Annotated in this window: 4 protein-coding genes; 2 read left to right on the forward strand and 2 right to left on the reverse strand. The window is 73.1% G+C overall.

The features are described 5' to 3' along the window. Positions 1-42 precede the first annotated feature (42 nt). A complete protein-coding gene (locus Aco04nite_RS17075; protein ID WP_212998197.1) occupies positions 43-13299 on the forward strand; it encodes a fibronectin type III domain-containing protein in 13257 nt (4418 codons plus the stop codon). Positions 13300-13330: 31 nt separating this feature from the next. Further along, entirely contained in the window at positions 13331-15010 is a 1680-nt protein-coding gene (locus tag Aco04nite_RS17080) for a cation:proton antiporter (protein WP_212998198.1), read from the forward strand. A 100-nt stretch (positions 15011-15110) separates the two neighbouring features. On the opposite strand, the gene Aco04nite_RS17085 is transcribed toward Aco04nite_RS17080, so the two are convergent. After that, positions 15111-16556: an MATE family efflux transporter gene (locus tag Aco04nite_RS17085; protein WP_212998199.1), complete on the reverse strand. Its 1446-nt coding sequence runs from the start codon at positions 16554-16556 to the stop codon at positions 15111-15113. Between the two features lie 275 nt (positions 16557-16831). Continuing rightward, positions 16832-17275: a MarR family winged helix-turn-helix transcriptional regulator gene (locus Aco04nite_RS17090; RefSeq protein ID WP_212998200.1), complete on the reverse strand. Its 444-nt coding sequence runs from the start codon at positions 17273-17275 to the stop codon at positions 16832-16834. Positions 17276-17347: the final 72 nt, after the last annotated feature.

Consider the following 17347-nt stretch of genomic DNA (forward strand, 5'->3'; position numbering starts at 1 on the left):
GAGTGGCGGTGATCACGCGCTGCCTGCCTCGTAGGAGAGTCGATGACGTCACGCCGGGCGGTGGCGCTGTTCACGATCATTGTCCTGGTTTCGCTGTCAGCGGTGGTCGGTCTGTCCGGCCCGGCAGCGGCGGCGGGCGGGTACGTGCTGTCCCTCTACGGCGGTACGGGCGCGGCGAGTGCCCCCGTGGCCGGTCCGGTCGGGTCGAGTCCGATCGGGCATCCGGACGCGATGGCGACCGACGGGGCGGGCAACGTCTGGGTGTACGTGCGCTCCGCGTGCCGGGTCGTCAAGATTTCCGCGGCGGGGACGCTGTCCCCGGCGGTGGGTAACGGGACGTGCGGGGCGGCTGTTGCCGGTGATGCGACGTCGTCGCCGTTGTCGAGCAGTGTCAAGGCGCTCGCCGTGGACGGCAGCGGGAACCTGTTCGTCGGGGACTACGGCAACGCGCGGGTCTTCAAGGTCACGACCGGCGGGACGCTGTCGGTCTTCGCCGGCAACGGGACGACGACCGCGCCGGTAGCGGGATCGGCGACCTCGACGGCGGTGCGGCCCGACAGCATGGCGGTCGACGGGTCCGGGAACCTCTTCGTCGGCTGTGTGAGCCAGGCCCAGGTCGTGAAGATCACCGCGGCGGGAGCGCTGACCCGGTACGCCGGGACGGGCACCGCCGGCACCCCGATTCTCGGCGGCGTCGCCACGCTGACGCAGATCAACCAGCCCGCCAGCCTCGCCGTCGACACGACCGGGAACCTCTACGTCGGAGACATCGGCAACAAGCGCATCTACCAGGTCAGCACCGCGAACGTGCTGAGCTTCTTCGCCGGCTCCGGGACGACCGCGACCCCCGTGCCGGGCAGCATCACCTCACCGGTCCCGGCGCCGTACGCGATGGCGTTCGACAGCGCCTCGATCCTCTACGTCGCGGAGAACTACAGCCATCAGATCCTGTCGTTCACGCTGGCCGGGCTCGGTGCGCCGACGCTCGTGGCGGGCACGGGCGGCACGGGTACGCCCGTCGCCGGCACCTCGACGAGCTCGCCGCTGGGCACGATCCCGGCTCTGGTGGCGACCGCGGCGAGCACGGTGCTGGCCGGCGACACGGACAACAACTACCTGCTCCGCATCGCCGCACCGACCGTGCCGGGCGCCCCGACCGGCTTGTCCGCGGTTCCCGGCCCGTCGAAGGCGATCCTGACGTTCTCCCCGCCGGCGAGCGACGGCGGCAGCGCGATCACCGGGTACGAGGCGTCGACGAACAACGGCACCACGTGGGCGGCGCTGACCACGACCGGGTCCAGCACGAGGACCGGCACGGTGACGGGCCTGATCAACGGCATCGCCTACACCGTACGGGTCCGGGCGGTCAACGCCGTCGGCACGAGCACGGCGAGCGCGAGCACCACCGTCACGCCCGCGACAGCGCCCGACGCGCCGACCGCGCTGATCCCCGTGGGCCAGGACGCGCAGGTGAACCTGACGTTCGTGCCGCCGCTGAACAACGGGGGCAGCGCGATCACCGGGTACGAGGTGTCCACCGACAGCGGCTCCACGTGGTCGGCGTTCGCCGCGACGGGCGTGCTGGGGCTGTCCGGGAACGTCACCGGGCTGACGAACGGGACGGCGTACACCTTCCAGATCCGGGCGGTGAATCTCGTCGGCCCGGGCCCGTCGACGGCTGCGGTCACCGCGACGCCGCGGGGTGCGCCCTATGCGCCGGCGAATCTCACCGCCGTCGCGGGTAACGCCCAGGCGACGCTGACGTTCACGACGCCGGCCGACGGCGGCAACGCGCTGCTGGGGTATCAGGTGTCGACCGACGACGGCGCGACCTGGGCCGGGCTGACGGTCACCACGGCCGGGACGACCAACACGGCGACCGTGACAGGGCTTACCAACGGCACTTCCTATCCCGTACGCGTCAGAGCCCTGAACCTGGCCGGCACCGGAGTCCCCAGCTCAGCCACCACCGTCTCCCTCGCCGCGCTCGTGCCCGACGCCCCGACCGGGCTGATCGCCGTCGCCGGGGACGCCCAGATCGCGGTCAGCTTCACGCCCCCGGCGAGCAACGGCGGCAGCGCGATCACCGGCTACGAGGCGTCCACGAACAACGGCACGAGCTGGAGCGCGCTCGCCACGACGGCCGGTCTGCTCGGCGCGCGGAACGCGACGATCACCGGTCTGACCAACGGGACGTCGTACACGGTCCGGGTGCGTGCGGTGAACGCCGTCGGCCCGAGCCCGGCGAGCACGAGCGTCACGGTGACTCCGCGGGGGGCGCCGTACGCGCCGGCCAATCTCACGAACGTCCCGGGCAACGGTCAGGCGACGCTGACGTTCACGACGCCGGGGGACGGCGGCAACGCGATCCTGGGGTATCAGGTGTCGACGGACGACGGCGCGACCTGGAACGGGCTGACGGTCACCACGGCCGGGACGACCAACACCGCGACCGTGACGGGCCTCAGCAACGGGACCGTCTACCCCGTACGCGTCAGGGCCGTGAACCTCGCCGGCACCGGAGCGGCGAGCTCGGCCACCACCGTGTCCCTCTCCGCGCTCGTGCCGGATGCCCCGACGACGCTGATCGCCGTCGCGGGGGACGCCTCGATCGCGGTCACGTTCGTGCCCCCGGCGAGCACGGGTGGCAGCGCGATCACGGGCTATGAGGCGTCGACCGACAACGGCGCGACGTGGGGTCCGCTCGCCACGACCGCGGGCCTGCTGGGCGTCCGGAACGGCACGATCACGGGCCTCACCAACGGTACGGCGTACGCGGTGAAGATCCGCGCCGTCAACGCCGTGGGTCCCAGCGTCGCTACAGCGGCTGTCAGTGCCACGCCGCGCGGTGTGGCGTATGCCCCGGCGAACCTCACCGCCGCGCCCGGTGACCGCCAGGCGACCGTCACGTTCACGACGCCGGGGGACGGCGGCAACGCGCTGCTCGGCTATCAGGTGTCCACCGACAACGGCACGACGTGGAACGGGCTGACGGTCACGACGGCCGGCACCACCAACACCGGCACGGTGACCGGCCTGACCAACGGCACCACGTACGCGCTCAAGGTCCGCGCGATTAGCCTGGCGGGTAACGGCATCGCGAGCTCGCCGGCCTCGGTGACGCTGCCCGCGCTGGTGCCCGACGCGCCGACCGGGCTGGTCGCCATCGCCGGGGATGCCTCGATCGCGGTCACCTTCGCGCCCCCGGCGAACACGGGCGGAAGCGCGCTCACCGGCTATGAGGCGTCGACCGACAACGGCACCACGTGGAGCCCGCTCACGACGACCGCGGGCCTGCTCGGCGTCCGGAATGGCACGATCACAGGTCTGACCAACGGCACCGCGTACGCGGTGAAGGTCCGCGCGGTCAACGCCGTGGGTACCAGCGTTGCTACAGCAGCTGTCAGCGCTACGCCGCGCGGTGTCCCGTACGCGCCGGCCAATCTCACCGCCGCCCCCGGTGACCGCCAGGCGACGGTCACATTCACCACGCCGGCCGACGGCGGCAACGCGATCCTCGGCTACCAGGTGTCGACCGACAACGGCGCGACCTGGAACGGGCTGACGGTCACCACCACGGGCTCCACCAGCACCGGCACGGTCACCGGCCTGACCAACGGCACGACCTACGCGCTCAAGGTCCGCGCGCTGAACCTCGCGGGAACCGGCATCGCGAGCACGGCGGCGTCCGTCACGCTGCAGACCCTCGCGCCCGACGCGCCGACCGGGCTGGTCGCGGGCGCCGGGGACTCGTCGGTCACGCTCAGCTTCGCCGCACCGGCCGCCAACGGGGGCAGCGCGATCACCGGGTACCAGGCGTCCGTCGACAACGGCACCACCTGGACCACGCTCAGCACCACCGACGGCCTCCTCGGGGTGAAGAACGCGACGATCACCGGCCTGACCAACGGGACCACGTACGCCGTACGCGTCCGCGCGCTCAACACCGTCGGCCCCGGCCCGGCGAGCGGGAGTGCGAGCGCAACCCCGCGCGGGGCACCGTACGCGCCGACCGGCCTCTCCGCCGCGCCCGGCAACACGCAGGCGACCCTGACGTTCACCACCCCGAACGACGGCGGCTACGGGATCCTCGGCTACCAGGTCTCCACCGATGACGGCTCCACGTGGGCGGGGCTCGCGGTCACGACGTCCGGAACCACCAACACGGGTACGGTCACCGGCCTCACCAACGGCAGGACGTACGCGCTGCGCGTCCGCGCGTACAGCCTCGGCGGCACCGGCGCGGCGAGCGCGGGCACCGCCGTGGTCCTGCCAGCCCTCGCCCCCACGGCACCGTCCGGGCTGGTCGCGATCGCGGGGGACACCACCGTGGCCCTGATGTTCGCGCCGCCCTCGGCGAACGGTGGCGCCGCGATCACCGGTTACGAGGCGTCCACCGACGACGGCACCACCTGGTCGGCGCTCGCCACGACCGACGGCCTGCTCGGCATGCGCAACGCGACCCTCACCGGGCTCGTCAACGGCACCACGTACGCGATCCGGGTCCGAGCCCTCAACCCGACCGGCCCGAGCCCGGCCAGTGACAGCGCTTCGGCCACCCCACGCGGTGCGGCGTACGCGCCGACCGGACTCACCGCCGTCCCCGGTAACGGCCAGGCGGTGCTGACGTTCACGACGCCGGCCGACGGCGGCAACACCCTCCTCGGCTACCAGGTGTCGACGGACAACGGCGGCACGTGGTCGGCGCTGACCGTGTCCACATCCGGCACGACCAACACGGCGACCGTCACCGGGCTGACGAACGGCATCACCTACTCCGTACGCGTCAGAGCCCTGAACCTCGGCGGCGCCGGAGCTCCCAGCGCGACCGCCACCGTGACCCCGGCGACCGTGCCCGGCGCCCCGACCGGCGTCGCCGCCGCTCCGGGCAACACCCAGATCACGGTGACCTATACGGCACCGGCGAGCACGGGCGGCAGCCCGGTCACCGGCTACCAGGTCTCCACCGACGACGGCGCGACGTGGGCGGCGCTGCCCGCGTCCGGCATCGTCACCGGGCTCACCAACGGCACGCCGTACGCCGTCCGCGTCCGGGCCCTCAACGCCGTCGGCGCCGGCGCGTCCAGCGCACAGGTCAGCGTGACCCCGGTGCCGAACACCCCGGACCCGCCCACCGGCCTGTCCGCGGTGCGGGGCGACCGCAGCGCGACCCTGACGTTCACACCGCCGGCGATGACCGGTGCGAGCCCGATCAGCTCCTACGACGTGTCCACGGACAACGGCGCTACGTGGGCCGCACTGGCCGCTTCGAAAGTCGTGACCGGCCTGACGAACGGGACCACGTACACGGTCCAGGTGCGCGCGGTGAACGCCTCCGGTCCGGGGCCGGCGAGCGCCTCGGCGACCGTGACGCCCGCGACGACTCCCGGCGCGCCGACCGGGCTGTCCGTGGCGATGGGCGACGGCACGGCGACGCTGTCCTTCACCGCGCCCGCGTCCGACGGCGGCGACCCGATCAGCTCCTACGACGTGTCCACCGACGACGGCGGTACGTGGGCGGCGCTGCCCGCTTCCCGGATCGTCGGGGGGCTGACGAACGGCACGTCCTACACGTTCCGCGTACGCGCGGTGAACAGCGTCGGTGCCGGCACACCCACCGCGGGCACCACCGCCACACCGTCGACGGTTCCCGGCGCTCCCACCGGGGTGTCCGCGACCGCGGGTGACGGCCGGGCCGTGGTCACCTTCACCGCCCCGGCCAACGACGGTGGTTCGCCGATCACCCGCTACGAGGTGTCCACCGACGACGGCGTCAGCTGGGCCACCCTGCCCGCGAACGGCACGGTCACCGGCCTGACCAACACCACGACCTACACCGTCCGGGTACGCGCGGTGAACAGCACCGGAGCCGGCCCCGCGAGCACCGCCGTCACGGTCACCCCCGTGGACGGCCTGCCCGGGGCGCCGACCGGGCTGTCGGCCACCCGCGGCGATCGCAGCGCGACGCTCGCGTTCAGCGCCCCCGCCGATCCGGGCGGCAGCGCGATCAGCGGCTACGAGGTGTCCACCGACGGCGGGACGACGTGGGTGGCGCTGCCCGCTTCCCGGGTGGTGAGCGGACTGACGAACGGGACCGCGTACACATCGCAGGTCCGGGCCGTCAACGACGTCGGGGCGGGACCGTCCTCCGCGAGCGTGACCGTCACCCCCGCCGCAGTGCCCGGCGCGCCCACGAGCCTGCGGGCATCGCGGGGCAACCACACCGCGACCCTGACGTTCACCCCGCCCGCGCAGGACGGCGGCGACCCGATCACCGGTTACGACGTCTCCACCGACAACGGCGCGACCTGGAACACCCTCGCAGCCGACCACACCGTCACCGGGCTGACCAACGGCACGACGTATGTCATCCGGGTCCGCGCGGTCAACGGCGTCGGCGCCGGAACGCCCAGCGCCAGCGTCTCGATCACCCCGGCCACCACGTCCGCGGCGCCCACCGGCCTGACCGCCCAGCGCGGCAACGGCAGCGCGACGCTCACGTTCACCGCCCCGGCCTCCGACGGCGGGGACCCGGTCACCGGCTACCAGGTGTCCACCGACAACGGGCAGACGTGGGCGTCGCTCGCGGCCGACCGTACGGTTACCGGGTTGACCAACGGCGTCACGTACACGGTCCGGGTCCGCGCGGTGAACAGCTCGGGACCCGGCGCGGTGAGCGCGAGCACGCTCGTCACCCCGGCGACCAGCCCCGGCGCGCCGGGCGGGTTGTCCGCCACCGCGGGGGACGGCAGCGCGACGCTGATGTTCACCGCCCCGGACGACGGCGGCGACCAGGTCACCGGTTACGAGGTGTCGGCCGACGACGGCGGCACGTGGTCGGCGTTCACCGCCACCGGATCGGGCGCGGCGCGGACCGGCACGGTGACCGGGCTCGGCAACGGCATCTCCTACACGCTGCGGGTGCGGGCCGGCAACAGCGTCGGGACCGGGCCGTCCAGCGCCGCCGTCACGGTCACGCCGATCAGCGGGGTGCCGGGGGCGCCGGCCGGGCTCGCTGCCGCGCGGGGCGACCAGAGCGTCACGCTGACCTACACCGCGCCGGCCGATCCGGGCAGCAGTGCGATCACCGGGTACGAGTACTCCACCGACGCCGGGGTCACCTGGACGGCGCTGGCCGCGGGCGGGGTCGTCGGCGGGCTGACGAACGGGACGGCGTACGAGTTCTGGGTCCGCGCCCGCAACAGCGCCGGGCCGGGACCGGCGAGCAACAGCGCGACGGCCACCCCGGCGACCGTGCCGCAGGCACCGATCGGGCTCACGGCGAATCCGGGCGACACGACGGCGGCGCTGGCGTTCCGGGCGCCGGTCAGCGACGGCGGCGACGCGATCACCCGCTACGACGTGTCCACCGACAACGGCACGTCGTGGGTCACGCTGCCCGCCGACCGGGTGGTCACCGGGCTCACCAACGGGACCGCCTATGCCGTACGCGTCCGCGCGGTCAACACCGTCGGCACCGGACCCGCCTCCGACGCGGTGTCCGTCACCCCGTCGCCGGGCCGTCCGGGAGCACCGACCGGGCTGACCGCGACACCCGGCAACGCCAGTGCCACCCTGACGTTCACCGCGCCCGCGTCGGTCGGCTCGTCCCCGATCAGCGGGTACGACGCGTCCGTCGACGAGGGGATCACGTGGACGGCGCTCGCGGCGGACCGCGTCGTCACGGGGCTGACCAACGGGACGGCGTACCGGATAAGTGTCCGCGCCCGTAACGCCGCCGGTGCCGGACCTGGCAGCGCGAGCGTCACCGTCACCCCGGCGACCACCGCGGCCGCACCCACCGCACTGACCGCGACCCCCGGGGATTCCTCGGCGGCGCTGACCTTCACGGCGCCCGCGGACACCGGGGGCAGCGCCGTGGCCGGCTACGACGTGTCCGTCGACGACGGCACCACCTGGAATCCGCTGACCGTCTCCGGCGGCGCGACCCTGACCGGCACCGTGACCGGGCTGACCAACGGCACCGCGTACCCGATCCGGGTCCGCGCCGTCACCGCCGCCGGTGAGGGCGCGGCCGGCGACAGCGTCACGGTCACCCCGGCGACCACCGCGGACGCGCCGGCCGCGTTCAACGTCACGTCCGGTGACGGGCAGCTGTACCTGTACTTCAGCGCGCCCGCGTCCGACGGGGGCAGCCCGATCACCGGGTACGAGGTCAGCGTCGACGACGGCGGCACCTGGGCAGCCGTCGCCCCGGACCGGATCGTCACCGGGCTCACGAACGGGACCAGTTACCGGGTACGCGTACGCGCGGTCACCGCAGCGGGTCCCGGAGCCGCCACCGACAGCATTTCCGCCGCGCCGGTGAACGGCCTGCCCGGCGCACCGACCGGCCTGACCGCGACCCGCGGCGACAGCTCGGCGACGGTCACCTACAGCGCACCCGCGAACACCGGCTCGTCCGCGATCACCGGCTACGAGGTGTCCACCGACGACGGCTGGAACTGGGCACCCCTGGCCGCCGGCAACCGGATCACCGCGCTCAGCAACGGCACCACCTACGCCGTCCGCGTCCGCGCCGTCAACGCCGCGGGCCCGGGCCCGGCGAGCGACAGCGCCCCGGTCACCCCGGCGGCCGTGCCGGGACAACCGGCCGGGCTGCGCGCGACAGCGGGGGACACCACGGCCACCCTGGCGTTCACCGCGCCCGCCTCCGACGGCGGCTCCGCGATCACCGGCTACGAGTACTCGCTCGACGGCACCACCTGGTCCGCGCTGCCCGCTTCACTCACCGTCGGCGGGCTGACCAACGGGACCACGTACCCGGTCCGGGTCCGCGCCCGCAACGATGTCGGGGCCGGCCCGGCGAGCGCCTCCGTCTCCGTGACACCGCGAGCTCTTCCCGGCGCTCCGGCGAACGTCGCCGCCGCACCCGGGGACGGCACCGCGACGATCACGTTCACCGCGCCCGCGTCCGACGGCGGCTCGGCGATCATCCGCTACGAGGTGTCCACCGACAACGGCGCGACCTGGGCGGTCCTGCCCGCCAACGGCGTCGTCACCGGGCTGACCAACGGCACCGCGTACGCGATCCGGCTCCGTGCCCGCAACTCCGCCGGTGTCGGCCCGGCCAGCGCCGCCGTCGCCGTCACCCCGGCCGCTGTCCCCGGTGCGCCCACGGATCTCGCCGCGACGCCGGGCAACGCCTCGATCTCGGTGAGCTTCACCGCGCCCGCCGGCGTGGGCGGTTCCGCGATCACCGGCTACGACGTGTCCGTCGACGACGGTGTGACGTGGGCCGCGCTGCCCGCTTCCCGGGTCGTCGGGGGGCTCACGAACGGCGCGACCTACACCGTGCGGGTCCGCGCCCGCAACGGCGTGGGAGCCGGGCAGGCGAGTTCGTCGGTCATCGCCATCCCGGCAACCGTTCCCGGGGCGCCGGCCGGGCTGACCGCCACGCCGGGCAACGCGTCGATCGTGGTGCGGTTCACGGCTCCCGCATCGGACGGCGGCGCCGCGATCACCGGCTACGACGTGTCCGTGGACAACGGGACCACGTGGACCGTGCTGCCCGCGTCGCAGACCGTGGACGGGCTGGCCAACGGGACCACGTACGCCGTCCGGGTCCGCGCCCGCAACGCCGTCGGCACCGGCGCCGGGAGTGACAACGCCACGGCGACACCCTCCGCCGGGCTGCCCGGCGTGCCCGGCAACGTCGCGGTGACCCGGGGCGACGCCTCCGTGACCGTGACCTATACGCCCGCCACCGGGACGGTCACCGGCTACCAGGTGTCCGTCGACGACGGGGTCACGTGGCGGATGCTGCCCGGCAACGGGGTCGTCACCGGGCTGACCAACGGCGTCAGCTACGCCGTCCGCGTCCGCGCGGTCAACGACAACGGCGTCTCACCGCCGTCGGCCCCGGTCACCGTGACCCCCGCGACGAACCCGGCCGCGCCGGCCGGGGTCACCGCGACCCCGGGCAACCGCAGCGCGACGGTGTCGTTCACGCCGCCGTCCTACGACGGGGGCCTGCCGATCACCGGCTACGAGTACTCCCTCGACGGCACGACGTGGTCGGCGCTGCCCCCTTCGTCGTCCGTGGGTGACCTCACCAACGGGACCGCGTACACGATCCGCCTGCGGGCCCGTAACGACGTCGGCGCGGGACCGTCCGCGTCGGCGCCGCCGGTGACTCCCACCGCCGTGCCGGGCGCGCCCACCGGCGTCGTCGCGGTCGGCCGGGACCGCGGTGCCACGGTCACGTTCACCGCGCCGGACTCCGACGGCGGAAGCCCGATCATCGGGTACGACGTGTCCGTCGACAACGGCGCCACGTGGGCGGTGCTGCCGGCCGACGGCACGGTCACCGGGCTCACCAACGGCACCACCTACACGGTACGGCTCCGCGCCCGCACGAGCGCCGGCACCGGCCCGGCATCCGCGCCGGCCACCGTCACCCCCGCGACCGTGCCCGGCGCCCCCACGGGTCTGAGCGTGGCACCCGGGGACTCGACGGCGACCGTCACGTTCACCGCGCCGGCCGACGGCGGTTCGCCGATCACCCGCTACGAGGTGTCCACCGACGATGGCACGACCTGGGCCACCCTCGCTGCGTCGAACACCGTGGGCGGGCTGAGCAACGGGACCGCGTACACCGTCCGGGTCCGCGCCCGCAACGACGCGGGCATCGGCGCACCGAGTGCGGGCGTCACCGTGACCCCGGTGTCCGGGCTGCCCGCCGCGCCGGGATCGGTGACCGTGACCCGCGGCGACGCCTCCGTCTCGGTCTACTTCATCCCGCCGTCCGGCCCGGTCACCGGCTACGACGTGTCCACGGACAACGGCGTGACCTGGTCGGCGCTGCCCGGCAATGGCGTGATCACGGGCCTGACCAACGGGACCGCGTACGCGATCCGCCTGCGCGCCCGCAACGACGTGGGAACCGGCCCGGCCGGCACCGCGGTGACGGTGACGCCCGCGACGACCCCCGGGGCGCCGGTGGGGCTGACCGCGGCTGCGGGCAACGGCAGCACGACCCTCGTGTTCACCGCGCCCGCGTCCGACGGCGGTTCGCCGGTCACGGACTACCAGTACTCCCTGGACGGCACGACCTGGTCGGCGCTGCCCGCGTCGCTGACCGTCGGCGGGCTGACGAACGGGACCACCTATACGATCCGCGTCCGCGCCCGTAACGACGTCGGCGCGGGCATCCCCGCGTCGGTCACCGTCACACCCTCGACCGTTCCGGGTACGCCCACCGCCGTCAGCGCCGCACGTGGCGACTCGTCGGCGACGGTGACGTTCACCGCACCCGCCTCCGACGGCGGCTCACCCGTCACGCGCTACGAGGTGTCGGTGGACGACGGCACCACGTGGGCCGTACTGCCCGCGGGAGGTGTCGTCGCGGGGCTGACGAACGGGACGGCGTACAGGATAAAGCTTCGGGCCGTGAACGCGACCGGGACCGGCGCACCCAGCGCGACCACCACGGTCACCCCCGCCGGCCTGCCCGGCGCACCCACCTCGGTCGCCACCTCCGCGGGCGACGCCTCGGCCTCGGTCAGCTTCACCGCGCCCGCCACCGGCGGCAGCCCGATCACCGGCTACGAGGTGTCCACCGACAACGGCGTGACCTGGACGGCGCTGCCCGCCACCGGCATCGTCACCGGGCTCACCAACGGCACCACCTACCCGATCCGGCTCCGCGCCCGCACCGCAGTCGGTGCCGGGCCGGCCTCGGCGGCGGTCACCGTCACACCGCGGGCGGCGCTGCCCGGCGCACCCACCGGCCTGACCGTCGCCCGCGGCGACGGGATCGCGACGCTCGCGTTCACGGCCGGCAGCGGCGACCCGAGCGGCTACGAGGTCTCGATCGACGGCGGCGTCACCTGGCGCGCGCTGGCCGCGAACCGGATCGTCGCGGGCCTGGTCAACGGCACCACGTACGCGATCGTCGTCCGCGCGGTCAACACCGCAGGCTCCGGCCCCGCCACGCCGTCGGTCCCGGTCACCCCGGCCACGGTCCCCGGACAGCCGTCGATCGTCACGGTCGCCTTCTCCGGCACGACCGCGACCGTGACGTTCACCGCACCGGCATCCGACGGCGGGTCCGCGATCACCGCGTACGAGCTGTCCCTCGACGGTGGATCGACCTACGACCCGATCACCACGACCGGCACCGGCACCCTCACCGCCGTCGTGACCGGCCTGACCACCGGAGCGACGTACCAGGTCGCCCTGCGCGCCCGCAACGCCGTCGGCGCGGGGGATGCCGACACGGAGTTCAACCTCGCCACCCCGCCCGCGGCGCCCACCGGTCTCACGGTGACCCGCGGCGACACCACGGCGACCCTGGCCTTCACCGCCCCCGACGACGACACGATCACCGGCTACCAGTACTCCACCGACAACGGCACCACCTGGACCGCCCTGGCCAGCCCCTACGTGGTCACCGGTCTCGACAACACCGCCACGTACGCGTTCCGCGTCCGCGCCGTCAACGCCGCCGGCCCCGGCCGGGCCGGCACCGCGGTCACGTCCACGGGCAGCACCGCACCGGGCGCCCCCGGCAACGTCACCGCTGTAGCCCGTACCTCGTCGATCCTGGTGACCTGGACGCCGCCCGCCACCACACCGGTCCCGATCACCGGCTACCGCGTCGTGGCCACGCCGGGGGTGGCGACCTGCGCCACCGGCCCGACCGAGACGTCCTGCCTGGTCGGCGGCACCGCCGGCGTGCGCTACACGCTGCGGGTCGTGGCCCTCGCCGCCGGCGGCGCGTCGACCACCTCCACCGCCTCGGCGACGGCGACGCCGATCGCGCCGTCGCTGCCCGCCGCACCGCCCGCCTCGGCGCCCGCGCTGACCACCACGAAGGGCGACATCAGCACCGCCGTGCCCGGCGAGCAGATCATCCTGGTCGGCGACGGCTTCGCGCCGTACTCGACGATCACGATCGCCCTCTACTCGACCCCGACGCTGCTCGCCACCGCGACCACCGACGCAGCCGGCGCGTTCCGCAAGGCGGTGACCATCCCGGCCGGCCTCGACCCGGGCAGGCACACCCTGCTCGCCACGGGCGTCGACCCGGACGGCAACACCTTCAGCCGCAGCCTGTCCGTCACGGTCAAGGCCGCCACCTCGTCGCCGTCCCCGACCACGTCGACTTCCCCGGCCGCGACACCTTCCCCGACGCCCACCACGACACCGCCGCCGGACTCCACGATGCCCCGGACGGGCGAGAACATCGCGCTCATCGCCGGGGTCGGCCTCCTCATGATCATCACCGGTCTGGGGCTGGCCCTCGTCCGGCGCGACGGCCCGCGCCGCCGCTGACCGCTTTCTCGCGCCGGGAGGGCCTGCCGCCGTGACCGAGTTCCTCGTCGTCATCGTGACCGCGCTCATGGTGATCGCCGCCGCGACCCTGCTCGGCCCGCGGCTGCGGATCGCAGCGCCGCTCGTGCTCGTCGTGATCGGCGTCGCGGCGAGTTTCCTGCCGATGTTCGCGTCGGTGGACATCGAACCCGGATGGATCCTCGAGGGTGTCCTGCCGCCGCTGCTGTACTCGTCCGCGGTGTCGATGCCCACGATGAACTTCCGCCGCGAGTTCGGCGCGATCGGCGGGCTGTCCGTGATCCTCGTCGTGGGCAGCGCCCTGCTGCTGGGCGTGTTCTTCATGCTCGCCGTCCCGCAGCTCGGTTTCGCGTGGGGCGTCGCGCTCGGCGCGATCGTCAGCCCCACCGACGCCGTGGCCACGTCGATCATCAAACAGGCGCCGGTGTCACGGCGGGTCGTGGCGATGCTCGACGGGGAGAGCCTGCTCAACGACGCGACCGCGCTGGTCATGCTGCGCACGGCGATCGTGGCGTCGGCCGCGTCGTTCTCGTTCTGGGCCGCGATCGGCACGTTCGCGTACTCGGTCGTCGTCGCGGTGCTGATCGGCTGGCTCGTCGGCTGGCTCAACCTGGTGGTCCGCCGCCGGGTCACCGACCCGACCGTCAACACCGTCCTGTCGTTCGCGGTGCCGTTCGTGGCGTCCGTGCCCGCGACGCTGCTCGGCGGCTCCGGCCTCGTCGCGGCCGTCGTCGCGGGGCTGCTCACGGGGATCTTCGCGCCGCGCTACCTGTCACCGCAGAACCGGCTGTCGGACTCGCAGAACTGGAGCACGGTCGAGCTGGTCCTCGAGGGCGCGGTGTTCCTGACCATGGGCGTCCAGATCAAGTCGATCATCGCCCACGTCGAGCACGACCACGCCGGGGTCGGGGCCGCGGTGCTCGTCGCCGCCGGTGCGCTCGTGCTGACGGTGCTGGTGCGGGCGGCGTACGTCGTCCCGCTGCTCGCCGTCCTGGCCGGTCAGCTCCGCCACGGCGTGAAGATGGAGACCCGGGTGAAGGACATGCGCGAACGCATGACCACCCCCGAGGGCATGCAGGAGACGTTCGGCGAGGTCAACTCCCGCCGGCGTACGCCCACCGAACGCGACCTCGAGCAGTTCGCCCGCCGCGTCACCAAGGTCCTCGCCGACATCGAATACTTCCGCCGCGAACCCCTCGGCTGGCGCGAGGGCACCGCCGTCGTCTGGGCCGGCATGCGCGGCGCCGTGACCGTGGCAGCCGCTCAGACCCTGCCGGAGGACACCCCGCAACGCTCGGTCCTGGTCCTCATCGCCTTCGCGGTGGCGGCGATGTCCCTGCTCCTCCAGGGCGGCACCATCGGCCCACTGATGAGCCTTCTCACCCCGAGAACCGGCCCGGCCGCCACCGACGCCGACCACCAGGCCACCGCCGAACTGACCCGCATCATGACCCTCCTGCGCTCGAGCGCCGAAACGATCCCCGACCCCCCGAAACCCTCGGGCGACACCCCCACCCCCGAAGCCTTCACCACCGCCAAACACCACCGCATCGCCGTCATCGAAGCCCAGCGCTCCGCCCTCCTCGACGCCCGGGACCACGGCACCTTCGACGCCGACATCCTCGCCGGCGAACTGGCCAACCTCGACGCCTCCCAGATCGCCCTCGAAATGCGCGGCAAACTCACCCGCTGACCCACCTGAACAATTAGGTTGCGCACAACTTAATTGTGCACAACTTAATTGTGCACAACCTAGTTGCCTTCGGCGGCTCGACCTTCGCCATGTCGGCGGCTCAGCCCTCCGCTTGTTCGAGGGCCTCCTCGGCGCGTTCGGGGCTGCCCTCGGCGAGGCCCCGGTCGATGGCCCGGCGCGACGCCAGCCACAGCACAACCCCGACGACGAACACGATGCCCTCGGTGACGGTGAGCGCCCAGATGATGCCGCTCAGCCCGAACCAGACGTTGCCCAGCAGCACGATCGGGATGAACAGCACGCCCTGCGTCACCGACATCACCGTGGCGGCGAGTGCCCGCCCGGTGGCCTGGAACAGCGACGTGATGAGCCCGGTGAACCCGTTCGCGATCATCGCCACGAGCTGCGCGGTCATGATCGTGACGCCGATCGCGAGGACCGAGTGGTCCGCGACGAACGCGGAGAAGATCTGGTCGCGGAAGACGAACACCACCAGCGAGAAGAGCACCGCGATGCCGCCCACCGCGATCGCCGACGTGCGCAGCGCCGACGTGAGCCGGTCCCGGTCACCCTTGCCGTACGAATAGGCGAACAGCGGCAGCACCCCCAGCGTGATGCCCATGACCAGGAACTCCGGTACCTGCGCGATCCGGACCGCGACACCCATGGCGGCGAGCGGGCCGTCACCGTACGCGGAAGCCAGGTTGTTGAGCACCAGCGAGGTGACGATCAGGAAGGCCGACTGGAGCAGCGTGCCGATCCCGACGCCGAGGACGGGCTTCAGCACCTCGGGGGAGAGGGCGAACCATCGCGGCGCGAGGCTCATGTGCTCGCTGTGCCGGGCCAGCCAGGCGGCGAAGTAGCCGATGACGACGAGGTTCGCGAGTCCGGTGGCGAGCGCCGCGCCGGCCACGCCCCAGTGCAGCACGAGAATGAACAGCACATCGAAGACGACGTTCGCGATCGTGGAGGCGATCAGCCCGATCATCACCTGCCGCGCAGCGCCCTCGGCCCGGACAAGCTGTTCAAGACAAACCGCAGCAGCGAGTACGGGTACGAACGCCAGCATCACCGCAACGAACGACCGCGTCGCCGGTGTGGCAGCACCGTCCGCGCCGAGCAGCGACACGAGCGGGTGCAGCAAAAGAAGCCCGAGCCCGCCGAGCACGGCCCCGACAACGACCGAGCCCCAGACGGCGAACGACGACACCCGCTTGATGTCGGCGGCCTTGGCAGGATCATTCTCCGACGCGCCGAGCAGCCGCGAGATGAGCGCGCCCCCACCGACACCGAACACGTTCCCGACCGCCATGACCAGCCCGAGAATCGGCGACCCGAGCGTCACCGCGGCCAGCAGCGCCGTGTTGTGGAGCGACCCGATGACACCGGCGTTGATGAGGTTGTAGACAGCGCCGGCAATCATCGCCGCGGCCATCGGCACGCAGAGATGCACGAGAGCACGGACGATCGGCGCAGCCGACAGATACCAGCGGTTCGTGCCCGCTGCGTCGGATTTGGCCGGGACTTCAAGATCCATGGTGCTCATGGCTGCTTCTTTCGGGCAGGGCGGAGCGCGCGGCGGCGATTGCCGTCGCGGCGAGGTATGTACGTGCTGTGCGGTGCGGGTGCACGGCGGCCCGCGTGTCTGACCCTTACCGGCCGGCAGGGCTTCCGGAGCGGCCGGCCAACCGGGCGGGCTGAGCTGTCGGTCGGGCCGGCTAACCGGGCGGGCTGAGCTGTCGGGCGGACCGGCTAACCGGGCGGGCTGAGCTATGGGGCGGGCTGAGTTATCGGGTGGGCTGAGTTATGGGGTGGGCTGAGTTATCGGGTGGGCTGGGGCAGCACCGCGGTGATCTTCTGGAGCAGGGCGTGCAGGGCGGCGCGCTCGGTCTCGTCGAGCGGGGCGAGGATCGTCTCGTCGGCGGCGGCCATCGCGCCGCCGAGGCCGTCGGCGAGGGCGGCACCGGCGGGTGTGGCGAAGACGAGCTTGCTGCGTTCGTTGCCGGGCTCCGTGCGGCGCTCGACGAGGCCGCGGCGCTCGAGGCCCTGCAGCAGGCTCGAGACGCTCGCGGCGCTCGTGCGGGTCGTCTGCGCGATGTGACGCTGCATCGAACCGGGGTTCTGCACCAGGTGGCTGAGCACGAACGCCTGCTCGAAGCTGAGCTCGCGCGCCCGGATCCACTCTTCGCCGGCCTTGCGCTGCGCCCATCCGATCCAGCGCATCAGCTCGAGGCTGGTGGTGAGCGTGACTTCCGGTGTCTCCATACTTAGAAAGCTAAACGTTAGCCCTCTAACTGTCAAGGTTCTAACTGGTTGCGGCCCGGGAGCAGCCGGCCC

Origin of the sequence: Winogradskya consettensis (assembly GCF_018332715.1) — a bacterium.
GTDB lineage: Bacteria > Actinomycetota > Actinomycetes > Mycobacteriales > Micromonosporaceae > Actinoplanes > Actinoplanes consettensis.